15 protein-coding genes and 2 pseudogenes are annotated in these 25,828 nt (G+C 58.4%); 5 read left to right on the top strand and 12 right to left on the bottom strand.

Annotated elements, in window-relative coordinates; translation table 11 throughout:
* Positions 1-101: 101 nt before the first annotated feature.
* Both ACVIW0_RS07470 and ACVIW0_RS07465 read left to right on the top strand, forming a co-directional pair.
* Positions 102-1,400, top strand: a complete 1,299-nt coding sequence (locus tag ACVIW0_RS07470; protein ID WP_461351732.1) for a preATP grasp domain-containing protein — start codon at positions 102-104, stop codon at positions 1,398-1,400.
* Between the two features lie 380 nt (positions 1,401-1,780).
* On the top strand, positions 1,781-2,233 hold the full coding sequence (locus ACVIW0_RS07465; RefSeq protein ID WP_461351731.1) for a hypothetical protein: 453 nt from the start codon (positions 1,781-1,783) through the stop codon (positions 2,231-2,233).
* Positions 2,234-2,272: 39 nt separating this feature from the next.
* On the opposite strand, the gene ACVIW0_RS07460 is transcribed toward ACVIW0_RS07465, so the two are convergent.
* Together ACVIW0_RS07460 and ACVIW0_RS07455 are read right to left on the bottom strand one after the other, a co-directional pair.
* Positions 2,273-2,959 carry a 2OG-Fe(II) oxygenase gene (locus tag ACVIW0_RS07460; RefSeq protein ID WP_461351730.1) on the bottom strand — a complete coding sequence of 229 codons (687 nt, stop codon included), beginning with the start codon at positions 2,957-2,959 and terminating at the stop codon, positions 2,273-2,275.
* Between the two features lie 5 nt (positions 2,960-2,964).
* Positions 2,965-4,173, bottom strand: coding sequence for a GFA family protein (locus tag ACVIW0_RS07455; protein ID WP_461351729.1), 1,209 nt, complete (start codon positions 4,171-4,173; stop codon positions 2,965-2,967).
* A gap of 1,090 nt (positions 4,174-5,263) precedes the next feature.
* Here ACVIW0_RS07455 and tcuC point away from each other — a divergent pair.
* Positions 5,264-6,616, top strand: coding sequence for a tricarballylate/proton symporter TcuC (gene tcuC / locus ACVIW0_RS07450; protein WP_461351728.1), 1,353 nt, complete (start codon positions 5,264-5,266; stop codon positions 6,614-6,616).
* 93 nt (positions 6,617-6,709) lie between these two features.
* On the opposite strand, the gene ACVIW0_RS07445 is transcribed toward tcuC, so the two are convergent.
* From ACVIW0_RS07445 to ACVIW0_RS07430, 4 genes are all read right to left on the bottom strand, one after another.
* Positions 6,710-7,552, bottom strand: coding sequence for an electron transfer flavoprotein subunit beta/FixA family protein (locus tag ACVIW0_RS07445; RefSeq protein WP_461351727.1), 843 nt, complete (start codon positions 7,550-7,552; stop codon positions 6,710-6,712).
* Between the two features lie 221 nt (positions 7,553-7,773).
* Complete coding sequence (gene nifA, locus ACVIW0_RS07440; RefSeq protein WP_461351726.1) at positions 7,774-9,600, bottom strand: nif-specific transcriptional activator NifA; 1,827 nt, start codon at positions 9,598-9,600, stop codon at positions 7,774-7,776.
* 177 nt (positions 9,601-9,777) lie between these two features.
* Positions 9,778-10,614: an SDR family NAD(P)-dependent oxidoreductase gene (locus tag ACVIW0_RS07435; protein ID WP_375166498.1), complete on the bottom strand. Its 837-nt coding sequence runs from the start codon at positions 10,612-10,614 to the stop codon at positions 9,778-9,780.
* Between the two features lie 631 nt (positions 10,615-11,245).
* A complete protein-coding gene (locus ACVIW0_RS07430; RefSeq protein ID WP_143271014.1) occupies positions 11,246-11,410 on the bottom strand; it encodes a PIN domain-containing protein in 165 nt (54 codons plus the stop codon).
* A 337-nt stretch (positions 11,411-11,747) separates the two neighbouring features.
* Between ACVIW0_RS07430 and ACVIW0_RS07425 the strand changes: the two are divergent.
* Positions 11,748-12,806: pseudogene (locus ACVIW0_RS07425) on the top strand (integrase core domain-containing protein).
* 83 nt (positions 12,807-12,889) lie between these two features.
* Positions 12,890-13,012 carry a hypothetical protein gene (locus tag ACVIW0_RS07420; RefSeq protein WP_456827080.1) on the top strand — a complete coding sequence of 41 codons (123 nt, stop codon included), beginning with the start codon at positions 12,890-12,892 and terminating at the stop codon, positions 13,010-13,012.
* A gap of 107 nt (positions 13,013-13,119) precedes the next feature.
* Here ACVIW0_RS07420 and ACVIW0_RS07415 read toward each other — a convergent pair whose 3' ends face one another.
* From ACVIW0_RS07415 to nodU, 6 genes and pseudogenes are all read right to left on the bottom strand, one after another.
* The gene (locus ACVIW0_RS07415) at positions 13,120-19,893 is read right to left on the bottom strand and encodes a shikimate kinase (protein WP_461351725.1); all 6,774 of its coding nucleotides are present in this window, start codon (positions 19,891-19,893) and stop codon (positions 13,120-13,122) included.
* Between the two features lie 422 nt (positions 19,894-20,315).
* A pseudogene (tnpA, locus tag ACVIW0_RS07410) lies at positions 20,316-20,704 on the bottom strand (IS200/IS605 family transposase); the annotation flags it as partial.
* A 444-nt stretch (positions 20,705-21,148) separates the two neighbouring features.
* Positions 21,149-22,261: a nodulation protein NodZ gene (locus tag ACVIW0_RS07405; RefSeq protein WP_456827078.1), complete on the bottom strand. Its 1,113-nt coding sequence runs from the start codon at positions 22,259-22,261 to the stop codon at positions 21,149-21,151.
* A gap of 138 nt (positions 22,262-22,399) precedes the next feature.
* Positions 22,400-23,188, bottom strand: coding sequence for an ABC transporter permease (locus ACVIW0_RS07400; protein WP_461351724.1), 789 nt, complete (start codon positions 23,186-23,188; stop codon positions 22,400-22,402).
* Positions 23,189-23,191: 3 nt separating this feature from the next.
* Positions 23,192-24,112 carry a nodulation factor ABC transporter ATP-binding protein NodI gene (gene nodI / locus ACVIW0_RS07395; RefSeq protein WP_461351723.1) on the bottom strand — a complete coding sequence of 307 codons (921 nt, stop codon included), beginning with the start codon at positions 24,110-24,112 and terminating at the stop codon, positions 23,192-23,194.
* 1 nt (position 24,113) lies between these two features.
* Positions 24,114-25,823, bottom strand: a complete 1,710-nt coding sequence (gene nodU / locus ACVIW0_RS07390) for a nodulation protein NodU (protein ID WP_461351722.1) — start codon at positions 25,821-25,823, stop codon at positions 24,114-24,116.
* Positions 25,824-25,828: the final 5 nt, after the last annotated feature.

Raw genomic sequence — 25,828 nt, 5'->3', positions numbered from 1 at the left:
CGGCCGCATTGCCAGGTCACGGGCAGCCACTTCATCCGTTTTGGCCAACGCGCTCTGACTAACCGAATACGCAAAGGTGACCGATGCCGCGGATCATAATCATGAATGCCGGTACGCCCCAAATGTCGGGCTCCGATCTGACAGCAGCTCAACTCTCGCTCGCCGCCAACTCGGCTTACCGTTCGACGTGGTTTGCCAACGAGGGCGATCTGATCGTCTCGCCGCTTACCATTCCGGCGGATCTGCTCTCCTATATCGGCGAGACACTCAACTTCGACGCCTCAAGCGTTTCATTGCTTGTACCTGAATTTGGCCACGAAGCGCCGGTCCTGAATGATCGCGCCCTGCTGTCCGGCAGCATCGTTGAGGGACTCAACAGCCATATTCGTCAAACATCTTCGTGGAGCATGTATCCCTGCTACTCCAGCGAAGGCGTTGCGCGATTGGCGGCGATGCTGGGCATTCCGCAAACCGGGGACAATTTCGCTCTGCAGCGAGGACCTGACCTGCTGAACCGCAAGAGCCATTTCCGTCAATTAGCGACAAGTGTCGCGCTTCCGATGCCAAATGGAATCGTCACGACGAACCCGAGCGAACTATTCCGGGCGGTCGATTTGCTCCGGCACGAGACCGGCAGGGTCATCGTGAAGCTGGACAATGGGGCCGGCGGCGTCGGAAATATCATCCTGGCCAGTAACGAAAGCGGTCCACTGCCTGGGGCAAGAGATACACGACGGATTCTATGGCCGTCGTTTGATCCTGACGCACTTTGGGCCGAGATGGCCACAGCGTCGTGCAACACGCTGGTTGTGGAATCATATCACCTTGCCAAGTCTCTCTTCTATCTCGAGTATGAAATCGAGGATGATGGCTCAATCACTTTCATCAACAGTGGAAATATTCGACTACGCCGCAGCACCGATCGATCTGAACGGGCTCTGATCTGGACCGGACTTGAGCTTCCAAGCGATCTAGGGAATGAGCAATGGTTGACTGCGCAGGCGCATGCCTACCGATTCCTATCCCTTGTCCGCAATCTAGGATATCGCGGACCGATTAATATCGACGCCATTTTCGCAAACGACGGGCGGCTGCTCTTCAACGAGGCAAACGGCCGCTGGGGTGGCGGCTCGGTATTACACAGCATTGCCATCCGGCTCCTGGGCTTCGACTACTCAGGCTCCTACGTTATTTCATCCGTGAGGAATGTTCGATCGAGTTCGCTCCAGGCTGCACATGAACGTTTCGCCAGGGAGGGTTTTCTATTCGATGGCGCACGCAAGCAGGGCGTGATCCCGCTCGCCAGTGACCAGGAGGCTGGCACGGTGGAGTGCCTCGTGATTGCGTATGACCGGCCAGCCGCCAGCGATCTGAAACGACGGCTACTCACATTGGTTTGATTGGGGTCATGGTAACCACATGTATCCTGCTACTCCACTCATTCGAACTTACCCCTGCTTCCGACGGCGTGCTGGAGGACGGTACCTGGGAGGTAACCCGGACCCGCGTCCGCCTCGCCTGATGCGGATATCGGTGCCGCTGCGCTGTTTCAGCCGACAGCCTGATCCGGGCGAGAACCTGCGGGCGGAAGGAATCCGTCAGCGTAAGGCGCGATCAGTCCCGAGGCGATCCCGAAGTGCCGGTCGATCGGCGATGAGACGATCGAGGTGCAGCGGCTCGCGGTCCGGCCGCTCTCCTTGCGCCCATCGTCCGACCAGCGCTCGCGTCGAGTCCATCACGAAGACTCCACAATCATGACCGTTCTGCTGCTGAGCCATCCGTGCCGCCTGCTGGCAGCCTGGGCGAGGAGCAGCCTGTCGCGGAGGCGTTTGCGACGACTGCCTTAGGCCAGAGCAAATTCGGTCACCGAATTCACCGTCTACCGCCTTCGTTCATTTCAGCAAGCGATCAGCTGACGATGGGCTCAAACGAAGGCATCGCCGCACAGGTCCTCCAAAACAAAGGACCCAGCAAAAACGTATTCACTGAAACACCCGGTTCCCGCTTTGACCAACGTTGGGCGCACCTCGCCTCGGTAGAATCTGGAACCGAAGTCCTTCGTGCGCGCGAGCTTGGTTCGGGGATCCTGACGGGTCACCACGTCATTCCTTTCCGAATGGCTCTCGCCGACGGCCTCACCGGAGCCACCCTGACAGCGCGCGCCGCAGCGACAAACCATCTCGCAAGACAGATCTTCTGCAAGATGGGTGCAATCTGCCGGTCTCACTTCTGAGAGCACTTGCGCCACTCAACCTATTAGCAAGTTTTTGAGCTAATTTGCTTTATGGCCGCTGTTAGCGCTTTCGAAGACGCGCCGGTTTGTGCCGCTGCGCTTCGAACAGAAATAGACCAGCGACCGGCGCTCCCCGGCAGATACGGGCTTCACCTCATGGCGCAGCCTACATGTTGTGATCAGCACCGCACCAAGTGGAGGTCGAAATACCTGCTGCTCATACGCGCTCGGATATACGACGAATTCTCCCCCCTCAAAATCTTGCGCGAGCTGCACAATTACGGAGTATTCAAAGTCGGGATCGCTCTCAGCATCCAAATGGATGCCAACAAACGAACCAGGCGGCATACGATGCAACTGGCATCTGCGAATCACATAATCCGACGATGCTCCCAGGATCCGTTTTAAGGCGAAGCCGCGGTCCTTCCTTTCAAGTAGATCGATGATTTGCCCCGCCGCTGCGCCATCCACGTTGCTGGGACTGCGGCCGGGCGGGTCCACCCTCACGCGTTTGACAAAGACGTTGTGCGAGTCGCCAGCATCTCCCAATCGTACCTCTTCTTCGGGAATCTCAGCCTGCAGCTGATTGATGCTTGCCAATTCATCCAGCGTAAATAACGTCTGGGGGCCGATCACGATCGTACCCTTCACCAGCAGCTCTACGCGGAATTTCGTCAGGGCCTCTTCTGAAAGTAGGCCTTTTTTGTCATTTGCTGAACGCGCCATTGGGTTCACTCCGGGGTTTGTTCTTCAATGCAGAGCCAGGATCCTGGTCGCTTCGAGCGAAATGCTTGTTCCCAATGCTCGCCATCGAACTCGTCTATTGTGATGCCGTCGATCGTTCTTCTATCCAGGCATCGAACATTGACGCTGAATCCGGAAGGATTCGACCGCGGGCGATAGAATGGCTTGACGCCGCAAACCCGACAAAACGTGTGCCGGGCGATGTTCTTATTGAACTGGTAAGTGGTGAGGAACTCTTCGCCGCATTCAATCTTGAGCCTATCGCCAGGTACCAGCAAATGCATAAATCCATGCATCCTGCAGATCGAGCAATTGCATCGAACTGCAAATAGCTGCCGCGGCGCCCGCACGAGGAATTTGACAGAGCCACAGTGACAATGGCCCCGGTGTTGGATTTCAGCTCGGTCATTTTGCTCAAGTGAGACAATTCGGAGCAGATCCTGGCACCACCCTAAGTTCAGTCGATAGGCCCGATCGAACTCGTCCAGAAAACGACCATTGCGATCAGCGGAGACGAGTTCGCCCATGAGGCGGCTTGTCATTTCTCCATGATACCTTTCGGCTGGATCTTCTCCACCGACGTGGCTGCGGAAGTACTCAAGATCGTCGGGCCTCGCATCAAAGGTTTTGACGATGGTGGTCCACAGCGCCTGGATCATCTCCGCAGCGTGCAGCTCAAAGGCGACCATGTAGGCGCAACGGACCAGGGGGTCTTTTGCTGACAATCCGTCATAGAGAGAATGCAGGTAGCGGTTCGTCGTGGCACTATAGTTGGGACGTATTGCTCTGCCGAGCAATCGCGATGCATCCGTTCTAAGCAGGTTCGAGTGAAACTTTTCGGTCAGCAGAATGTCGGGTAGTGCCGCCTTGCCACCCTGAAGAATTCGGCCATAGCCGCCCGTCTCATCCCAGCAAATGAAATTTGCGACGACGCTGGTCAGCTCAATATCCCTGGAAAGATCGCGGTTATGATGCATTGCATCGAATATGAGATCCTTTTGCGATCCTGCCTGCAGATAGGGAAACGCCTGCGACATCGCGAGATATTCAGGCACCAGGTTAGCAAACTGCTCCTCGGACAGCTCCTCAGCAAAGGGATGTGTGCCAAACAGAGCTCGCGCGCGCGCAGTCAAATGCGCGCAAAGTATCTGCGAAGGCTGATGCGGCGGAAATCGAGAAGCGTCAGAAGACGTCATTTGGACGATAGCCATGAGGAGAGAACAAACCCACCCTGAAGAAACGAATTCTCGTCGTGACCAACTATTGGCCAGCCGAGACAGAAGAGCTCGATGGCTCGATGGCGCAGATGACCGCCGTCGCCTTCCAGGCGAATTCTGCTCTTTGCATCCTCGCGGCTCCCCTTAGCCGGGCGTCTTGAGCCCATCCTTTTCACACCTGGAGCACGCCCATTGATTGATGCGGCGAGGTCCCTGTCAGATTGCGATCCGGATCAGTCCAATTCCACGCATGGTTGGCACCTCCAGGCATCACGCGCAGAATCTCATGGCGTCATTGGCCCCGCGCAAACGCATCGGGATTTTGGAGTCTGTTTGCGCGATCGTGCCTCGCTTGACGTCGGTCGTAAGATGCATCGAATCCTCGCGGTATCTGCTCATCGCTATTTCTGGCTGGCTACGCGCTTGGAACGGCGCTGCCCGAGGAGGCGCACCTACCGCGCTCTTGAGCGTTTCAGCCGCGATCTGCACGAGATATCGGCAACTCGCCGCCACGAGCATCTGAGAAAACACCGCCGCTGGTTCTTACCCGTTCCGCCTGCACTCGTCCGCTCCTGTTGTCTCGCACGTTTTCAGCAATCGTCGTGCCAAGATCTGCTCTCACGCCATAAGTTTCGGAATAGCTTGCGAAAACGTGCATACGGGCTCGTCAAGGCAGGTGTCTTGAGTCTGACACGGTTCGCATGGCTGTCAGAGATCAAGCAGCGAATAAGTGTCAGCCTCTGCCCGCAAAGGGCATGCGTCCCTGACCGCCGAGATCGCCCCAACCGGCGTCATAGCTGACGTGAGTCGGCATACGAATCACCTTCTGAATTCACAATTTCGGTTTGAATGAAGTTAGCTTGCGGCAATTGTCGTTGAGATCTGCTGGTGCTCCGCGAACTGGCACTGAAATATCTGCACTAATCTAATTATCGCCGAAAATACGCCGAAAAGATCTGGCGCCTTCCGCGCGGCCGGTAATGTCGCCAACGACAAAGTCACGGCCTGACGCAATTGGGCTGGCGTGAGGTTTTCCGAACCGGCCATTCTTGACGGGAAGGAAACTCGCATGTCACAAAAACTTATTCAGCCCGGGACGGTTAAATCGCGCGTCAATGCGATCCTGCGTGCAACGAGCGGCAATTTCCTCGAGCAATTCGACTTTTTCCTGTTTGGTTTTTACGCCAGCGCTATCGGACGAGCCTTCTTCCCATCCGAAAGTGAGACAGCCTCGTTGCTCAACACCTTCGGCGTGTTCTGGCTAGGAGCCTTAATGCGTCCAGTAGGCGCAATCGTCCTCGGCGCCTATATCGACCAGATCGGCCGTCGACAAGGCCTGATCATCACGCTATCAATCATGGCGATCGGCACCGTCATCATCGCCTTCTGTCCTAGTTACGCGACCATTGGCATTGCTGCCCCGATTATCGTTTTGGCCGGACGGCTGCTGCAGGGTTTTTCCGCCGGCGTTGAGGTTGGTGGCGTTTCAGTCTACCTGGCGGAGATCGCAACCCCAGGCAATCGCGGCTTCTATACATCCTTTCAATCGTCCAGCCAGCAGGTCGCGATCTTTGTCGCAGCGAGCGTGGGCTACCTGCTGAATGAGTCGATGCCGGCCGAAACCGTTGCCTCCTGGGGGTGGCGCATTCCGTTCTTTCTCGGTTGCCTTATCATCCCGCTTATCTTCCTTCTTCGTCGAACACTGGAGGAAACGCCGGAATTTCTGGCGATGAAGAAGCACCCGAAAGCCCGCGAGATCTTTGCCTCGGCGCTGGTCAGCTGGCGCGTGGTCGTTCTCGGAATGATGATGGCGATCCTGAGCACAACGACCTTCTATTTCGTCACCGTTTACACGCCCACTTTCGGCAAAACAGTCTTGAAGCTGTCCGCTCAGGACGCTCTCCTTGTTACGCTCCTGGTCGCCATGACCAATTTCTTCTGGAATCCGATTGGCGGCGCCATTTCCGACCGTATCGGCCGAAAGCCAGTTCTGCTCGCCATTGCCGGTCTTGCATTAATGACCGCGTATCCGGCTTTGAACTGGCTGGTAAGCGCTCCCACCTTCGGGAAGATGTTGGCGGTCGCGATGATGTTCTCGTTCTATTTTGGCGCCTACAGCGGAACTATGTTGGGCGCGCTCGTTGAGATCGTGCCCGGGCATGTGCGTACAACTTGCTTTTCTTTGGCCTTCGCACTCGCGGCCGCCCTGTTTGGGACCTTTACGCCATTTGCCTCGACCTGGCTCATTGAGCGGACCAACGACAAGGCCTCACCGGGGTATTGGCTGATGTTTTCAGCCGCGCTCGGCATCATCGCGGCACTGACGATCTATCGGGGTATCGCCAAACCGTCGAGAACCGCGGACCCTTCACACCCTGAACCAAAGGATAGCAGCTTGGGCGTGCAAACGACATCGCCCTAGCATGATGCTTGCTGATGCAGACGAGTTTCGCCTCGTCGCCACTGCACGTCGAAGCTGGCCTTGTATTATGGTCTAACTGAGCTTCTATCCAGATCAAGCATCACGGGCTGATGCCGCAAGATCGGCTTCGAGCTTGGGTTGATGCTTGAAAATGGCGTCTATCAGCGCCTGCGCTGGTTGCTCTGTGGCCTCCACCAAAGCCGCCTTCTCAGCACGTGCAGATGGCGCGAACACTCGCTTGACGACAGTCGGCGAGCCCTTGAGACCGCATTTGGAGATGTCCTCAACGCCAGCGTCGTGGGCGCTCCATTTCACGATCGGCGCCCGTGCGGCACGTAAGGCATCCGCCATCGCGCCGCGCCGAATCTGGTTTGTCGCCTCCAGCATAGTGACGAGACAGGGAAGTCTCGTGTGCAGCACCTGGATACCACCTTCGGAACGTCGTTCTGCTTCGATTGTATGTGCGGCAAGATCCAGGGATCTGACCTTGACGACGTAGGTAAGCTGCAGCACGCCCAGCCGTTTTGCGATGCCGGGCCCAACCTGCGCGGTATCGCCGTCGATGGTCTGCTTGCCCGTGAAGATGAGGTTTACCGGGCCATATTCCTTACCAATCTTCCGGATAGCTGTTGCCAGTGCATACGTCGTGGCAAGGGTGTCGGAGCCCGCAAAGCATCGATCGGTGAGCAGTACGGCGCGATCGGCGCCATAAGTCAGCGCCTTCCTCAAAGAGTCTTCCGCCGACGGCGGGCCCATTGTCAACACGGTTATTTCGCCGCCGAACCGATCGCGCAGTTCCAGCGCGGCCTCAAGCGCAAAGAGGTCATATGGGTTGATGATGGTCGGTACACCTTGACGCATGATTGTATTAGTAACGGGGTGCACGCGGATCTGCGCAGAGTCAGGAACCTGTTTGATACAGACGACATTGTGCACGGAGTTGCTCCAAAAGTTGCGACAGCTTCGAAGAGGCCAGCAAGTCTCGTACCATCGCGACTCTCCTTGGACTTTGCTCGCTATTACAACGGCCTGGACCGAGGCGCTCGAGCGACCAGGCCCGGTTTTGCGAGGGACGAATATCGACATACGTCGAGGCCGCGACAGCGCCCTGACGCCGACAGGCAGCGTCAGGTAAAGTGACGCCAAGATCCTTGCGCTCAAAATCGCTTAATTTCGATTCCGTATTTCCTCAACGCGTAACCAATCTGGCGCGGCGTTAGCCCCAGCAAGCGCGCTGCTTTTGCCTGCACCCATCCAGATTTTTCCATGGCCGCGATGACTCGCTCGCGATCGGCGATCTTCGCGCCGCTTACGAGGACTGTACCGGGCGGAGCAGCCAGCGAGGCCAACTCGCTGCCGCCTGGGGGAGCCGGCGCGGCCGCTTCCGATAGCGGGGCGATCGACTTAGGCAGCATCGACGTGCTCGGGACCGGTGGCATGATCATCTGCTCCGAGGTGCTTTTCCACAGCATCGCGGAAAGACATTGCCCGTGACAACAAGCGAAATCGTTTCTCACGATCGCCGGCCCAGCTGACAGCGTCGCCGTGCGCTGAATGCAGTTCTCGAGCTCCCGGACATTTCCGGGAAATCCGCAGCTCATCAGCACATCAATCGCGCTCGCCTCCAAGGTCAGCGTACGCCCGTTCTCATTGTTGAAGTTCCTGAGAAACTCTCTGGCCAACAGCGGAATATCACTGCGCCGTTCGCGCAGCGGTGGCAGGAGCAAGGGAACGACGCTGATCCGATAGTATAGGTCAGCACGAAACTCGCTTTTTGCCACGGCCTCTTCCAAATTCCTGTTGGTCGCTGCTATGACACGAACATCGACCTTGATGGTCTGGTTGCTGCCGACGCGCTCGAACTCCTGCTCTTGCAGAACTCGCAGCAATTTTGCCTGGAACGGCGCCGAGATCTCGCCGATCTCGTCAAGAAATAGTGTCCCTTTGTCAGCAAGCTCGAAGCGCCCCTTGCGCGAGCTGAACGCCCCGGTGAAGGCACCCTTTTCATGGCCGAACAATTCGGACTCCAGGACTGTCTCAGGGAGCGCCGCGCAATTCAATTTGACGAAGGGCCGCTTGGCGCGAGATGACGACTCGTGAATGGCTTTGGCTACCAGCTCCTTTCCGGTCCCGGATTCACCGCGCAGTAGGACTGTGCTATTCGACTTCGCTACAATCGCGATCTTCTCGAGAAGCCCACGGAGCGCCGGGCTGTCGCCAATGATGCCGTGGACGTGGACCTTCTTACGATCCCGCGCAGGTTGCCTAAGCTCAACCAATTGCTTTTGTAGCCGATCCTTCTCCACCATCAGCCGTTCGCGATCGGAAGCGAACAAGCGATGCAGCTTCACTGTCTGTCCCACCAAGTTAGCGATCATGGCGAGTAGCTGTGTATCGTGATCGAGCCGCAGACTCGACCTGTCGTCCCGGATACGGTCAACTGTCAACGTACCCACGACTTTGGGATCGATGCGAATTGGAACTCCGATGAACGATACGGGTGTACCATCCGAGACGCCCAGCACCTCGAGATCGGCGGCGCTGAATGCCGGATCGGCTGCCACATTTTCGGCGACAAGAGGCCGGTCCGCCGCGATGATTTGATCGATCGCCTTTCGGGGCAAGCGCATCCGGTAGCGTTCGTCGCTGCCTTCGCTCCAACCGGCGCCCACGGTCATGTCTGGCATCCCGTCATCGTCGAACAGTGAGACGATACCGTGTCGCATCTGCACAAACGATTGCAGAAGATCGAGAACGTTGGCCAATGTGACTTCAAGCCGGCAAGGAGCGTTCAGTATCTTCGATATTTCGAAAATGCCGGTCAGTGCGCTCTCGCGCAGCGGCTCGACGGAGAGCTCACGTTCCGGCTCCACTTGTGAGGCAGGTCTTTCGCGTGCGGAAGCGATATGCAGCATGGGACGGTCTCCGATGTTTTGATCATCCTCCCTGGCGTTTTCTTCTGGTTTGCGAGCTTCGTTCTGCATGTCATTCTCGATCTAGCGCCAAGCGGTGACGAGATGACATAGAAGCGTAACAGCTTTTCGTGGCACGACGATAAACTTTCAGTGCGTTTTGTTTTGCGGAATGGGTGACCGACGCCAGCGTAGAACGCACGTTCCACTGCTGCAGCTCACGTCAGCTGCGTTGTCAGGCGAGGCCGATCACAGATGTTGCCCACCGTTGATCGGCAGCTCGGCTCCCGTGACGTAGCTCGCAGCATCTGAGCACAGGAAGAAGATGACCTTGGCCACCTCGTCGGGCGTTCCCACTCTGCGCAGCGGGATGGTTGGCACAAGACGCGCTTCGGTGTCGGGCGACAACATGTCTGTCCCGATTTCGCCGGGAGCGATCGCATTTACACGAATGCCGTGCGGCGCATAATCATGCGCCATTTCGCGTGTGAGACTTGCAAGCGCCGCCTTCGATGTCGCATAGGCACTTCCAGCAAACGGATGCACCTTCGATCCGGCTATCGAAGTCACATTGACGATCGATCCTGACCCAGCTCTCAGCTCGTCAAATAAGCCCTGCGCCAGCAGGATCGGAGCCACGAGATTGAGGTGGAAGACCCTCATCCATGTCTCGGTGGATGTCGTCAAGGACGTTAGCCGGTCCCCATTAGGTGTTTTGGGCGAAATCCCGGCATTATTCACCAGCGCATGCAAAACTCCGCCGCTTAGGCGTTTCTTCACTTCGCTCACCGCGCGCGGCAGCATTCGATGGTCGCTTAGGTCGATCTGGACATGATCCTCATTCCCTGATTCCCACGGGCAGCGCTCGCCGTCAAACGGCCGGCGCGCACAAGAAATGATACGCCAGCCAGCTTCTGAAAACAGCTTGGCGGTAGCGTGACCAATTCCGCGCGACGCTCCGGTTAGCAGCATCGCCTTCCGTTCTCCTCGATGCACGCCAGCTTTATCGACATGAAAAGGACAAGTCGAGTGCATCGCCGATGGTGCGGCTGGGATCAGATCGTCATTTGGCAGATCGAGACCCACGCCCACCTCCTCTCCTGTTGCGTGCTCGCGCACTCCAAGCAGGAATTGGGCCACCATGACCGAGGCAACGCGGCTCCGGCTTTGCGGCCTGGTGTCGCGCACCTGGAACAGTCTGGGCTCGCGAGACGTCGGGTTGTCTTTGCGACAATAGTGGCGCGTCACCGACGAAATGTCAGGAGTCCGCCCTCATCTGTGTCGCGAGCAAGACAGGTCCCGAGGCGTACGCAGAATCCTGAACGCACAATCGAAGGCGCCCACCGCGGGCGGAGTTTTGCGCAGCGCAACGATCGGTCCACGGAGCCAGGTCCGTCGCCGTACCTCGAGCGATCCAAAGCTGACGCAATCATCATCGCACGTCCGATTTTCCTGAGCGTGACTCTGACCTGTCGCTCACCGCCAATGCCCCTCCTTTGGGCTGTCTGTGAACAAGCACGCATCCTGGCTACTTTAGAACACCTCCAGAAGATCCGTGCAGCGAACCACCAAAGACGAACCGACTGAGTGGGTCTTGGCCCGAGACCTCCTTCGCTTGCAGCGTCTGCGTTCCGTCGACGGTCTCGCCCGGATGAAGCCCATTTTTTTAGCCGAACGGTACAATGCGGCCCGCGAATTAAATTTGGGGCCTCAGGGTCTAAACGATGGTCGGCCCCAGCAAGGCGCGACGAATTTCGGTAAATGTGAGCGAGGTGATGAACAAATGGTTTTCAAGCTGCGCCCCCATCCAAGCCGGGAGCGGTTCCGACAGGTGCCGCTTGAGAACATTGCTGATGATGTTATTGGCGAGAGCAACGCTCATCGGGTCGCCATTGTGCCCTCCTTCGCGACGCCGTCACGTCCAGATCAGCGGCGACGGCCGGCGAGCGACGGAACGCGATCGGGATGCCAACGGACTTCGGGCTCGCCGGAAACGCCGGTCACAGTGATGTCGCCGATGCCTGCTTCCAATTGTTCCACTTACGCGCAAGCGCTGTGACGAGGTCGTGGTCGGTCTGAAGGCCTTGAATCTCGAACTGTACGGCGTCCGCTTTGGTTAGCGCAGGTCAGCACTTTTCCCTCGCTTCCGCGGCGTACTAGGGGTGTTTAGTCCCAGGCTTTGATGGTGCATTCTTGTCGCACGATTCGAAGGATGCGCTATGGGACGGGTTTTATACGGCTGCGTCACCACGGCGGAGGCTGTCCGTCGAGCAATACAAAATAGTCAAGGGAGCCTGAGAGCACTCGCCAGGCGCTACGGGATCAACAAGACTGCCGCGAAGTGGAAGCAGCGCGAGACCGTCGCCGATCGTTCGACAGGGCCCGAAGGAAGCCAAGTCGACAGTCCTTTGCATCGAGGAGGAGGCGATCATCATCGCTTTCCGGCGGCATACGCCGCTGCCCCTCGACGATTGCCTCTATGCCCTGCAGCCGACCATCCCGGCATCTGACGCAGTCATCCCTGCATCGCTGTCTCCAGCGCCACGGCATCAGCCGATTGCCGGAGGTTGAAGGTGGCAAGCCTTCGAAGAAAAAGGTCAAGACTTATCCGATCGGCTATTTCCACATCGAATCACTGAGCTCCAGACCGCCGAAGGCAAGCTCTACCTCTACGTCGCAATCGATCGCACCAGTAAGTTCGCCTTCGTGCAACTGGTTAAGAAGACCGGAATGACCTCAGAAGACCGGAATGACCTCAGCCCTCGGCCTTCCTCGAAGTCTGATCGTGGCTTTCCCCCACAGGATCCACACGGTGCTCACCGCCAATGGGATTTAGTTCATCTTCCCCCCGCGCTATGCGGACGGCCCAACGGCAAGGTACGTGACGCATATGTTCGATATGCATGCGAAGAGAACGGGATCGAACATCGGCAGACCAAGATCAAGCATCCCTGGGCCAATGGCCAGGTCGAGCGCATGAACCGCACCATCAAGGAAGCGCGACCGTCCAACGCTACCATTGCGATCGACACGATCAACTGGGAGCTCACCTTGCCGACTTCATCACAGCCTACAACTACGCGCGGCGGCTGAATACCCTGAAGGGCCTCAAACCCTATGAATACATCTGCAAATGCTGGACTTCCCAGCCAGAACGATTCAAATTCAATCCGCTCCAGCAAATGCCGGGACTAAACACACTAGACCGTTGTCGTTCAATGACAGAAACAAACGCTTGCTGCGTCGTTGCCATTCTGGTCGTGGACAATCCCCGTTGAGGTTTCCTGAAGGTCATTCGCGCTGCGAGCAGATGACTTTGCGTGGGCCCGACGAGCCGCGTCTGCGCCGCAAGATACTGATCATGCCTCCGCAACTGCTCGTGCAGCAGAGCGTAATCGGCCGCGATATCGTCACCTGGCAAATCCGCGGCGCCGTCCACGAAGCCGGCATCGGCCAGGGCTTCCGGTACAAAGCCCCGATTTGAAATGTTTGACACCACAAATCGTGCGGTGTGGACGGAAAATCGAGCACAGATCCAGCACTGCGATGGATGTCTGGCCAGGGAGCCGTAGCAGTCGATAGTGACGTGGGTCATGGCATCTGCTCCTGCGCAATCGAAGCTCGCGCCCTCGGGGCGCTTGAGGCAGCGGACTCCTCCTTAACCGAGCCAGATTGCCCAGCGTCTAGCCCGCCACCGGCGCAGAGATAGCCGTGCAGTTCGCTAAGACAAGCATCGGCGCTCTTGAGTTCCCGCCGGGCCTGTGGGGCAATCGTGAGATTGGCGAGCTTATACACAGGATTGCGCTGCTCCATCAGGTCTGTGATCATCTCGTCCCGGTCTGCGGTTTGTATTTTCGGACGGTTGGTGTCGTGTCGCAGGTTGCGCCTGATCACGTCCTCGTTGGTATTAAGCCAGATCGAGACCGCTTTCTCGCCGACACGACGCCGGACTTCTTCGGTCATGAAGGCTCCACCACCGGTTGCGAGCACCAGCGGCCCCCGATCGAGCAGCCGGCTGATCTCATTCGCCTCGAGATCCCTGAAATGCGCCTCGCCGTCCTCCGCGAAAATCTTGGTTATGGACTTGCCAGCCTTCGCCTCGATCTCTTTATCGGAGTCGACGAACGTCAGCCCCAGCTGCTTTGCGAGTGCACGTCCCACACCGGATTTCCCGGCCCCCATCATACCAACGAGCACGATCGGGCGGTTGTCGAGCGCGCCAACAATCTCTGTTGCGCGAGGCGACCGCGCTGCGCGTGTCGGCCGGGCCACGTTCGACACACGAGCATGGCTAGCGCCAACGCTGTTGCCGGCTTCGGCTTCCCAATGGGGGATCTCTGTGGCCCCCTCGGGGATGACAACCTTGTTGCACGCCCGTCGCACGCGCTCCAGGAGTTGCTCGGCTATAGACTCATCCGGGGGCTCCTCGCTCCCTCGCTGCAGCCGTCTGAGCTTCTGCAGCTCCTTGTACGTGTCATGATTGTCGAGCTTGGCCTTGTAGCTGTCTGCCGTGTGAAACTCGAGCTCAAAACGGTAACCGCCAAGCGTGGCGAGCACTGTCTTGATGCCAGCGAAGGTCCGCGATCGCGTCCTGAACCAGTTAGTCGTGCTGACCTCGCTATACCCGCTCTCCTCGAACGCTAGAATGGCTTTCTTGAAGGCAGGTGTAAAATCCCTGTCAGAGAATTCGAAGACGTGCCGTACAGCGTTGTTGAAAAGCTGGACGCCGGCCTCAGAGCTGGCCTGGATTCCGGTGAGCTCGTCTGTCATTGAGCTTGGCGATCTAAGACGCTTAGCCAAATGGGGCATCTTCACCTCGATGCCGGCCCCCTTAAGGGCTTCGGCAACCGACATTGCCGTCCGCGTGATGTCCTTCTCTTCGGCTTGAGCGCGGGACGCCTCCATTTGGGCGCGCTGTGCCGCCGCCTCGCGAGTCAACGTGATTGTGGTGGCGACATCTTCGGCAGCAAGCGTTGGAGCCGAGGGTTCGCGCAGAATCCCCCGCTCGGCAGCAAGCTTGATCGAGGCTTGCATGACCGACGCCGCGAGCGTCGGATTGTCATTAAGATCCTCCAAGGCCGCATCGACATCGAAACGACCGTGGTTGAGGGTAGCCGCCAAGCTCTTGGTGTATGGAGCCGATTTTAACCCGGGTGTCTGTTGAAGCAGGCGCTGAAGGTGCCTGCTCTTGATCATAAAGGTGTAAACGCCAGTGTCGGATTTGTAGGCGTCAGTTCCGACCTTGGTGCCGATGCTCAGCAAATTTTTTGCACTTTGCACGAGGTCGTCCGGCATGTAACCATCCGGTCGGGGCTCGATGCGCGTAGGGTAACGATCGACCAGAAGCTGGACGCGGTCCCGTGGGTGAGTCGTTGCCGGATAGGTCTCGGCTAGCGGCGGAAACAGCTCGCAAAGCTCTTGGCTCATTGCGAGCTGTCTCTCACTCGCAGTGGCGGCTGTTTCGGGCAGGAGTTGAGGCGGAACTTGCTCGTCGAGACCAGCCGCCCACGCCTCGAGTTCGGTGAGAAGCAACTCGGCCGCCTCGAGCGCGACGGGATGGTGTGCCAGCTCAATGTCGTGCCGCGCCTTCTCGAGCTTGTCCCGGACGTCGTGAGCACTAACCTGTTCCTGCTCCAGCAGGCCGCGAATGTCTCGCTTGAGCTCTCGGTCAATGCCTTCGTACGTGCCGAATATGGCACGTTCGGCAAACCACTGCCGGGCTTCATCTGATTGAGCCAGAAAGCCTCGCTGCAGGCCGGTATAGGTTTCCAGAACGTTCCGCGTGGCGGCGAGAATCTGGCTGGCGCGACCGAAATTATAGCGACCGTCCTCAATCGCCGGGGTATGGGATTTTGGCGGCTTGAGCGAGCGCAGGCCGCGAGCTTGCTCCTCTTGGTCGAATTGACTGACATGGTCGTAAAGCTGCGGCCGGTCGCCAATGATAATGGCCGTATCGCCATCGAAGTCGCCGTCGAGTTTCTTCTGTTCATCAGGCGGGATGGCAACCAGGGACCCCGGAGCGAAGATCTCAGTGGCCTGCAGGATTCCGATGCAATCGAGCGAGCTGTCCGCCGTTACGCGGTCCTTGCCCTTGATCCAGCTCGAATGGCACTTGACGTCCTCGGCGGACATCACCAAGCCACGGTCGGCGAAGTCGGCTGGCCACATTTCATCCGGCACCACGATCAGAAGCCCCTTGGCAAAGAAAGTCGGATCATCGACTGCCAGCTCCTCCCCCGACTTCTGGGCGACGTTGAAGCTGTATTGTATGGTCACGCACTGATCGAGAAACGCCGCAGTCGGGTCCCCGTCCGCAGCTGACCTGACGCGATCGGGGGCGAACGGGCGGAGGTTGGGCTTGTCGTAGGGCGATCGCCCGATCAGCACGCCACCACCGGTCAATGTTTCGCTCTTGAGCCTCGGCACATGCAGACAGCCATCAGCGGATGGGACGGCGACGGCGCCCGGACCATTGATATTCGCGGCTGTTACGACGCGAAACAGCTCCTCCGACGTCATCTCTTGCTTTACCCGACTCTCAAGCCAGCTCATCGCCTTCCGCCGGGCCTCATCCGCTACTTGCTCGCTGCGCGGATAATGTTGCAAGGCCGACGCTGGCAAGGATGCTCTCCTTCCCTCGGCAAAGGCCTGCACGCGGTCAGGACCTTCCTGCTCGCCGGCGCGGCAAACAGCTGGCATAAGCTTGGCCAGCGAGGCCCGAATGAAGCCGCAGCCGTCGTGCGGTCGCAATGCAATGGGTCCGGCCGCCCCCCTGAGCTGGAAGGGATGCTCCTCGTTGGCAGGGCGGTCCGGCAGCAACACCAGTTTGAAGGCGCCTTCCAGCGCGGAGTCGTGGGGTGATAGACCTTTGATCGCCGGCGGCGCCGCAAAGCCTCTGCGCTGAGTATAATAATAGGCCTCTTTGAAAGGGGCCCACGCGCGCGACAGCTGCTCGAATGCTGTACCCGGCGCGGTTTCGGCATAGGGAATCGCCAGCAGCTTTCCCCCCGAAAGCTTTGCTTGCTCGTCTGGGGCGCGGGTCGCAATTTGAGACACAGTTAATCGTGGCGGCTTTAACTTGCTGCCGCCGAACAGGTCCATCCGGTATGGAATACCGTTTACATTTACCGTACGCGCCAGCATGAAGGCGCTCGGGGGTGCCGGCAATTGTACCGCGACGACGGGCAGGGCCCCCGAAGTCAGGCGATGGAAAATCGAGTACCGCGTCTCCGGCTCCGTGGCCAACGGCCGCCCATGCATGTCCACGACCGGCAACTGCATCAGTCCCGCCTCACCTTGCGGAGACCTCGGGGCGTGGTCCATGGCTCGCAATACCTGGTGCACGTCGAACACCGACGGAGGACGTTGCGCCTGGATCGCCGCCGCATCCTGCTCCATGAATAAGTCCAGCGCATCCACTGGACTGTCCGCCTCGATCTGCGCAATCAGATTCCAGCTCATGCTGGACAGATCGTCTTGAATCAGGTCGCGAGCGCCAGCCAGGATCTCTCTCGTGCCGCACTGCAGCTCTTTCTGCCTGATCCGTAAATCGGACCTGTCGCCCTCGACATAGGGTGACCTGAACAATCTCTCCAGCACCGCACGAGCCTTGAGCGTCTGATAGATCGATAAAGCGGGGCGGCGGCTCGCAATGGGCCCACGGCTCCGCTCCGCACCGCCCGCGTTCAGATGCGCCTTGATCTTTTGCTCGAGCAAGGGCTGAAGATCGTTAAGCACGTTGAGGGCCTGCCTGCGGTGCCAGCGCAGTGGCTTCTCTGGGCTGCGCGCGAGCGGCAGCAGAGCAGCACTCAGATTACCCATGGTTTCAAGGTTGTTCTCGGCGGCAAAACCAGGAGCTGAACGCAATTCAGAGAGCCGACTCAAGCCTGTCGGCGCGAGCAAACCGAGATCATCGAATAGGCCAGCCTTACCCAGAGCCTTGAAAATGTTCGTGATGTTCAGAACCTCAGCCTTCAAGAGGCGATCATCATACTGCAGGTAGTGGGCGAGCTTGTGCAACCGATCCTTCGGCAGAGCGGCATCCGTAATCTCCCCACTCTCCTCCGCCCTCCTGATCGTTCGGGACAGAGCGTTGGCGAGCATAGCCAGCTCAGGCGTGGTGAACACACCAAATCGCTGTGCTCCAGCCCCCAATTCGCGCGCGATGTCCATGATGGACTGACAGCACATCGCGTCAGGCCACTTGCTGAAGCCGTTCAGAAGGTGCACCACGTCCTGCGGAGAGAACTTAGAGCGCTGACGTTGACGGGTTTCCCCGGCGATTACTATCGTGGCTTTGCGACAATCCTCACTCTCTGGCCATTTGCTGAAGCCGTTCAACAGGTTTGCCAATCCCTGGGGGGCCAAATCAGAGAGTTCGGCGCGAAGGACCTCACGCGCGATCGCAAACGTGACCTCGCGACAGTCCCGCGCGTCGGGCCATTTGCTGAAGCCGTTCACCAGGTTCGACAGGCTTTGGTGCGTAAACTCTGAGAGTCTGGCGTGACGAAGGACCTTACGCGCGATCGCAAGCGTCGCGTCGCGGGAGTCCTGCGCGTCCGGCAATTTGCTGAAGCCGTTCACCAGCATCGCAAGGTCCTGACGGTCGAAATCAGAGAGTCCGAACTCACTGCGCGCGTCGCGGCGAACGACCTCACCCGCGATCGCAAGCGTGGCGTCGTCACAGTCCGGCGCGTCAGGCCACTTGCTGAAACCGTTCACCAGGTTCGCCAGCTCCTGCGGAGTAAAATCAGAGAACTGGGTACCCCGACTAACGACCTCGCGCACGATCGCAAGCGTAGCGTCACGACAATCCCGCGCGTCCGGCCATTTACTGAAGCCGTTCACAAGCATCGCCAGGTGCTGGTTGTCAGAATGCCGGGCGCCGCGGCGAAGGACCTCACCCCCGATCGCAAGCGTGGCGCCGCGCGAGTCCTGCCCGTCCGGCCATTTGGCGAACCCGTTGACCAGATTCGCCAGTTCCTGCGAGTTGAAATGGAAGAGCTCGGCGCGGCGAATGACCTCACGTGCGATCGCAAACGTGGCATCGCGACACTTCGGCTCGTCCCGCCACTTGCAGAAGCCGTTCACCAGGTTAGCCAGATTCTGGTGAGTGAATTTAGAGAGCCGGGCATGGCGGTCCCGGCGAAGGACCTCACTCGCGATCGCCAAAGTCGCCTCGCCCGACTCCGTTCCGTCCGGCCACTTGCTCAAGCCGTTCACAAGATTCGCCAGTATCTCCGTGGCAAAATCGGATAGTCCGAACTCACCGCGGACGGCGCGGTGAACGACCTCAGACGCGATCGCAAAACTGCCCTCGCGACAGAGGCGCGCGTCCGGCCATTTGCTGAACCCGTTCACAAGCATCCCCAAATGTTTCTGATCAAAATCAGAGAGCTCGCAGCTGTGGCCGGCACGACGGACCACGCGGGCAATAGCTTCCGTGCCTTCACGAGTTTCCGCCTCGCGCGTCCACTTGCTGAAACCGTTCACCAGCAGCGAGATATTTTGGCTATTCGTCGCGCCAAGTACCTTGGGTTCATCACGACAAAACTCGGCAATTCTGATGACTCCATTGCGGCATGTCTTCGACTGCTGATGCCGACCGAATGCTGCCGCGAACAGCGAGAGAGCAGCGGGCTTAAGTTCGCGCAGTAACGAATTGGAAAGCTGCGACACCCGAGATGCCACCGCTTTGCAAGCTTCGAGGCCTTCCTGACCGCCGGCCTCGCGGCTCACAACGTTGCATGCCGTGGCGTAGCCCCAGGATTCCCCGCGGCGGATATCATCCTCGAAGTGGGTGACAAATTGGCTCCTGAACTGGGCGGCAGCCTTTTGCACAAAGACCGCACGGATCTTCTCGTCCTCCCGCTGCAGCCGCTTGTCATTTTCCACCACTGCACGTGAAAATTCGACAATGTCGCGAGCGAAATAAATGGCGTCCAGAGCGGCGTTACATTGCTGTTGTGAAATCGCAGCTTGCGCGCCCTGCGGGGCGACAAAATCCAGGCGCCGCCGTTTTGGCCCTGCCTCGAGGTCCGATACAGATTGCCTGTACGAGGAAGAGGCACCTCGTGAACTCCTGGACTGATCGGCACAGCGGCTCTCGGCACCGGAACGCGACGAACTTTCTTCCCAATTTGGCGCGCCGCGATGCGCCAAATACCGCAAAGCTGGCTCGTCGACATGCGTATTCACGGAAGGTTCGGTTGACGTACGGCGTTGGGCATCGCTGGCCGAAGTCGGCCTTCCAGCCGAGCCCGCAGCCAGGTCTTGATTTTCAGAGCTCAAACCCTGCAAGATAGAACTGAACTTCGAGCGATCGTTTCCGCCGCCAAGATCTGCTTCAGGACCGGACCAGTCCATGTCTGATCCGCGGGCTTCGTTCGCTCTCCAGTCGGCTCTCGTCAAAATCAATCTCCCATGCGAGCTAGAATGCGCGATTGCGGCGGTGGCATAGAGGCCCTCAGTGCCGGCCTCAACGACTTTTGTTTCAGCGCGGAGCTCCTTGGCCGCGTCGACAGGACGTCACTCGCCACAAAACTGACGCGCGAGTCAGCTTTGTACGATATTTCTAGGGGTGCCGAAGATATGCCCTGCACCTGACGTAAATCTGACTAGCGCGGGATTCAACGGAGTAGTTGCATTGGATTACCAGCCTTTGATCGCAGCGGCCGGACCGAACGTACACTGATCGCCTCACCCCGCGGGTACGCTTTGACGATCCTTCCTGAGAGAGCCTCCAACGTGCCGCAGGCGAATTTGAACATGCTTTTGCCGGAAGCCACATCCTCGGCCTCCTGCTTGCGGATGTATTCCCTGATCACCACTTCGTTTCGACCGACGGTCGAGACGACGTATCCAAGTGCTGCCCTACGAGATTGCGCTTCCTCTCTCCATTGACCCGCGCCAGGTGGATAGCGCTCTTGCCCTTGATGTACCCGATCACTTGCGACACCGCATATTTGGGTGGGATCGAAATCATCATGTGAACATGATCGGGCATCAAATGCCCCTCTTCGACCTTGCACTCTTTCTGCATGGCCAATCTGCGGAACACCTCCCCGAGATGCAGCCTCAACTCGCCGTACAGCGTCTTCCTGCGACACTTGGGAATGAAGACCACGTGATATTTGCACTCCCATTTGCTGTGGCTTAGACTCTCGTAATCATCCATCGCGAAACTCCTTCTCGTGCGCGTGGTGGCTCACGAGGCGCGAGCTTCGTCGATGGACGACTGCCTGAAATGTCACACTTCTGCTCCCTCCCCGGCAGAGCCGGGGGCCTCCCTTGGTAGGCTAGCGCCGACTGCGTCGACTGTCCCGAGTAGCGATGGCGGCGGGAATATGGGGTGGCCATTGTCCGACGTCAGGATCAATGAGATTGACGAGGCTCGCGCGAAGCGATGACGAAGAACGGTTGCACTTTCTTGAGCGCGACGGAGCCGCTCTTCACCGTGTTCGAGTGCCGCGGTCCCTATTTGGCTGTTCGCGGCTGGTGTCCTTTAATGGAACCTCGCCGCCAGGAGCTACTTTGGCAACAATTCTGCGCGCGGAGAAAAAGTGATAGTACTTCTCGATACAAAGAGCGACCAGTAGATCAATCAGGCGAGCCACGACTTTCATAGCGTCACAAGCTCTTGGGACGCTTCTTCAATCAAGATTAGCCGGCCCGGATCGTTCAGGTCGAATTCTACCACGCGTGGCGCAAACAGGCGGGCATAGCGCGTGAATGCGCTCGTCGGGGGAAAACGAATTGCAGTGTCGCACCTCGCAAGAAGATACATTTCGATAAGAGCGGAAAAGCCGCCCGCGGCTCCGAGCGCGCCACTGTGCAATGGTCCGGCTTGAGGCGCCTGGAAACTCTTGGGAACCGTGAAGACATCAGGAAATATCGCCGAGATCTCTTCGAGGACGACCGCACTGTCCGTGCAAAGGAACACTCTCGCAGGTTTTGCGTGCGGCAACGCTTTGGCCATTTCGACGGCATTGCAGACCTGTCGCAGGGCCCGCTCCGGATCGGTCCAATAAGGGGTATGCCCCATAATGTCCTCGCCGTTGCCATGTCGAACATGCACGCCGATCATGCTGTATGGCTCAAACTGCTCGCGGTAGATCGCATCAATCCTGGCCTGAATCTCAGATCGTGGTTTGATGGTCCGAAAAATTTCTCGTTCTGCTCCTTGATCGCAGCGCCACATCAGGCAAGCGTCACATACAACTGTATTGGCTTCACTATCCTGCTGACTTTGAAACAATTGATCGAGCTCGTCACGTTCCCGGAAAATCTGCTCGTCCGGCCGATAGACGCAGTCGATCGATGGCTTGTTCCACCAAGCCGGGAAAAATGGTCCCGGAAACGAGCACTGATTGATCTGGTCGTCGCAAATCACCCGCACACCCGCAATGTCTTGAATTGGTTCGAAGAACACGGGGAAGGCATTGATGAACGGTTGGTGGAGATAACAGGATCCACGCCAATCGATCACCAGGGTCCGCTCGGTCCGCTGTGCAAAACGCCAAGCTGCCGCCAGCGACCACAGGCAGTCGCCGAATCCGGTACGTCGTCGCGAGACAATGAACCGATCGCTCCTCGAGCTGCCAAGCATCTGCACTACCTCATTCCGGGCTTCGGGTTGGGCCAGAGACGTCCTAAGGGACGCTAAACGTTTTGTCCTGTCCGAGGCCATGCTCGGCGATCGAAGCGCTGGCGATGTCCTTCGGTAGAATTTCATAGCAGGGTTTATACCTGGTGGCGCCAGCACTCGTTCGCACCCGATCTGGTGACGAGAGCTGTCGGGCGCGGCCTAGCGCGTCTGAGGCGATCACGTGACACTGCTTCAATCGATTTTTTCCTGGTGCCGCACTACATGTCAACGCAGCAAGCGGCGCCGAAACAGCGCTGTCGATACGAAGAAGGGCAAGACGGCGTACAGACAAAGCGCCCCGATGTGCAGTGCAATGCCGCCGGCGTCGTGCTCAAGCATCACTGGACGAATAAGGTCGACCGAATGCGCCAGCGGCAATAAGCCAGCCAAATTCTGCACTGAGCCGGGCAGTTGGCTGGTCGGGAAGACGACGCCACATAAGAACACCATCGGTGTGAGGAAGAGGGTCTGGTAAAAGACGAAATAGTCGTAGGTCGGAGCAAGAGATATGACGACCATGGCCAGGCTTGCGAACACAATGCCGGTAAGAGCGACGGTTGGAATAGCGCAAAGGATCGAAAGCCAGGATGCATAACCAAGCGCGGCAGCGACGATCCCGATTGTTGTTCCGGCCAGAACGGACTTACTGGCCGCCCACGCCAACTCACCGAGAACGATATCGCCAAGCGTAAGCTGTGTCGATAGAATGGCCTCCCAAGTGCGCTTTGCATCCATGCGCGCGAAAGCCGCATACATTGTTTCGAAGGTAGCGGAAGTCATAGCGCTGGTCGCGACCATGCCCGCCGCTAAAAATGCGATGTACGAAGTCCCCTCAACGCGCCCCACAATCAGTCCAAGGCCAAAGCCAAGGCCGAACAGATTAGTTATGGGATCTGCGAGATTGCCGAGAATAGCGGCAAGAGCGACCTTCCTCCACGCCAGGAAGTTCCGCCGCCATACCGCCGTCCAGTTGTAAGCGTTGGCTGGCATCATCGTCGCATAACTTTCGGCCATCGCTCACTTCTCCATCTCGCGTCCGGTCAGGCGCAAAAATACGTCCTCGAGATTTGGCGGTCGCTGCAGAATGCGTAGACCCGCTCGCCCCCGCAGTTGCACACGGACCTGTTCCGGATATGGCGCATAGCAAAAGAGTGTCTCTCCACTCACCTCGACGTGACGTGCGTAGGGCCTTACTAGGTTGCACAGCTCATGTGGATCTCCGCCATAAACCTCAATTACGTTGCAACCAATATGCTGGTCGATCAACGCATCCGGTTTTCCTTCGGCGATCTTGCGTCCACTCTCAAGCACACACAAGCGGTCGCATAGGCGCTCGGCTTCTTCCATGAAGTGGGTTGTCATCAGGATCGTCTTGCCACGCGCCAGCAGAACTCGCAGGCGCTCCCAGATCAGGTGGCGTGCGTGCGGATCCAGGCCAGTCGTCGGCTCGTCCATTACGAGCAGATGCGGATCATTTATTAGCGCGCGTGCCAAGGTCAATCGCCGCTTCATGCCACCCGACAGTTCTGAGACCCGTGCGTCCGCCTTGGTTTCGAGCCGCGCGAACTCGAGCAGCGATGGTACGATGGCTTCGATCTTGCGGGCGCTCATGCCGAAATAGCGACCGAACACCAGCAGATTCTCACGTACGGTAAACTCAAGCTCAAGGTTGTCGAACTGTGGTACGACACCGACCCGCATGCGTGCGACACGAGCTCGCGCCGGTACAGGTTCATTGAGTACCATTATCTCGCCCGCGTCCGGCGAGATCATGCCGAGGAGCATACGGGCGATCGTGCTCTTGCCGGCTCCATTTGGCCCGAGTAAACCAAAGCACTCCCCGCGGGCAACAGAGAACGACAGGTCATCGACGATAATTCTGCCGCCAAATGACTTTCTGACGCCGGCGAGGTCGATCGCAACCGCGGAGCTGCTCATCTTAGGCCGACTGGAGCCGTTTTGCCGGCGGCTGCTTCCTTACGGCCGGCTTGGTCCAGAGCTGGCCATCACACCACACATGCTCCACGCGCCCCCATTGACAGGCCGCAGCGGCGTCCGGAAAGAATCCACGCCCGTTCAGGTTCGCGCTGGTGTTGCAGAGCAACGGAAGCCCCGTAAGGCGCTCGAATTCGATGAGAAGCTCAGCAACTTTGTGCGAAGAGCTGCGGGAGATTGTCTGCAGCCGCGCCGAGCCGTCCAGATGGATGACAGCGGGGATTTTGTCGCACCATTGCGCCCTGGTCTGATGATCGAACAGCATGTAGGGGTCCGGCGTACCTGGGTTGAATATCTCTGGCGCGCGATCCTCCAAGCAGATCGGCGCCACCGGTCGGAAGTGCTCACGACACTTAATGTCGTTGAGATGATCCTTCATCGCCGGTGAGGTGGGAGCCGCCAGAATACTTCTGCCGCCCAACGCTCGCGGACCCAGCTCGGCGCGCCCGGACAGGAACACCACCGGCTTGTTGTCGGCGAGAATGGCGGCAAGCTCACGCAGACTGCACGGCTCGGCCTCCCATTCCGACAACCCCTCGGTGGCCTGCAGAGCCGGACCGCTGTAAACGGACCATTCCAACGGTCCAAACCCATTTCGCGCCGCCATCGCCGCGCAAGCCACACCTATTGCCGAGCCGCTGTCATTCGGGAAAGGTGGTACCCACACCTCATCGAACAGGCCCGCAGCACGAAGCGCACTATTCCACTTGATGTTGAGACCGCACCCACCTGCCACACATAGATTTCGCGCGCCCGGAAGGGAGGAGTGCTGCAACAGAACCATCGCGATTTCCCGAACCAGAAGACGTTCCAGAAACATATGGAACGAGGCAAGGATGTCCTCGGCTCGTTTGCCTGTAAGGCGCAATGCGCTTGCCTCGAAAAATTCGTGCGTCGCCGCAAGTAATGCTTCCGGGTTGTGGATCTCCGCGCGGTAGCGACGAGCCTGCTCCGTGTCGGCGGCGAAGCGCTTCTCGTAGAGTTCTTGGAAGATTGCGACAACGTTTTCGTCGACAGAGCCGAGCGCGATATACGCCATCAGCTTGCCGGCGATGCCCAAATCCCAGCTGGTGCGGTTCGGCTGCCTGTAAGGCCCGAAGTGAAGGCCGGCGGCAGCGTAGGCCTGACCAATCATGGGACACAGGGTTCTCACGAGCCGCGCGCCGCGAGGTTCGACATAGTAAAGCCGGGGAAAGATGGAGCCGTCCCAAACCAGACAGAACGCGGGTTTTCCGATGCTGGCGAAGGGGCTGGTGCTATAGGCCGACGCAACGTGGCCCGTGACGTGGGGGTAACTTTTATAGGGAAAGACCTTGTCGCCGAGGATCAGGCCAAAGCCTTCGACGGAATCAAGAAGGCCCTCAGCATGACGCTCGACATATGGTCCTCCTTTCAGCGTGATCGGCACCGCCCCACTAAGGACCTGGAACCGCGACTCGATCTCTCCATCCCAGCCATCGATGACGAACTGATCAATGTCGCGCGGATCAAGACCATGCTCGGCCAACGCACCTACGACCTCATCGAGGTTGTCGATGGATTGATAGCGTGGGCTGTTGCCGCGCTTTTCCTGCTCGGTGCAAAAGACGAGACGCCCGTCCTCGACGAGAGCAATTGCGCCGTCATGTGTTAATTTGATGCCGCAGATGCGCATACGAC

This window comes from Bradyrhizobium sp. USDA 4454 (assembly GCF_054822705.1).
The sequence above is the reverse complement of the archived record's forward strand: the minus strand, read 5'-3'. Positions and strand labels throughout refer to the sequence as shown.

Bases quoted from the DNA above. Each gene is read 5' to 3' on its own strand.
- ACVIW0_RS07470 (WP_461351732.1), top strand. From the start codon at position 102: ATGAATGCCGGTACGCCCCAAATGTCGGGCTCCGATCTGACAGCAGCT.
- ACVIW0_RS07460 (WP_461351730.1), bottom strand. From the start codon at position 2,959: ATGGCGCGTTCAGCAAATGACAAAAAAGGCCTACTTTCAGAAGAGGCC.
- ACVIW0_RS07455 (WP_461351729.1), bottom strand. From the start codon at position 4,173: ATGACGTCTTCTGACGCTTCTCGATTTCCGCCGCATCAGCCTTCGCAG.
- tcuC (WP_461351728.1), top strand. From the start codon at position 5,264: ATGTCACAAAAACTTATTCAGCCCGGGACGGTTAAATCGCGCGTCAAT.
- nifA (WP_461351726.1), bottom strand. From the start codon at position 9,600: ATGCAGAACGAAGCTCGCAAACCAGAAGAAAACGCCAGGGAGGATGAT.
- ACVIW0_RS07430 (WP_143271014.1), bottom strand. From the start codon at position 11,410: ATGAGCGTTGCTCTCGCCAATAACATCATCAGCAATGTTCTCAAGCGG.
- ACVIW0_RS07420 (WP_456827080.1), top strand. From the start codon at position 12,890: ATGCCTCCGCAACTGCTCGTGCAGCAGAGCGTAATCGGCCGCGATATC.
- ACVIW0_RS07415 (WP_461351725.1), bottom strand. From the start codon at position 19,893: ATGGACTGGTCCGGTCCTGAAGCAGATCTTGGCGGCGGAAACGATCGC.
- ACVIW0_RS07405 (WP_456827078.1), bottom strand. From the start codon at position 22,261: ATGAAATTCTACCGAAGGACATCGCCAGCGCTTCGATCGCCGAGCATG.
- ACVIW0_RS07400 (WP_461351724.1), bottom strand. From the start codon at position 23,188: ATGGCCGAAAGTTATGCGACGATGATGCCAGCCAACGCTTACAACTGG.
- nodI (WP_461351723.1), bottom strand. From the start codon at position 24,112: ATGAGCAGCTCCGCGGTTGCGATCGACCTCGCCGGCGTCAGAAAGTCA.
- nodU (WP_461351722.1), bottom strand. From the start codon at position 25,823: ATGCGCATCTGCGGCATCAAATTAACACATGACGGCGCAATTGCTCTC.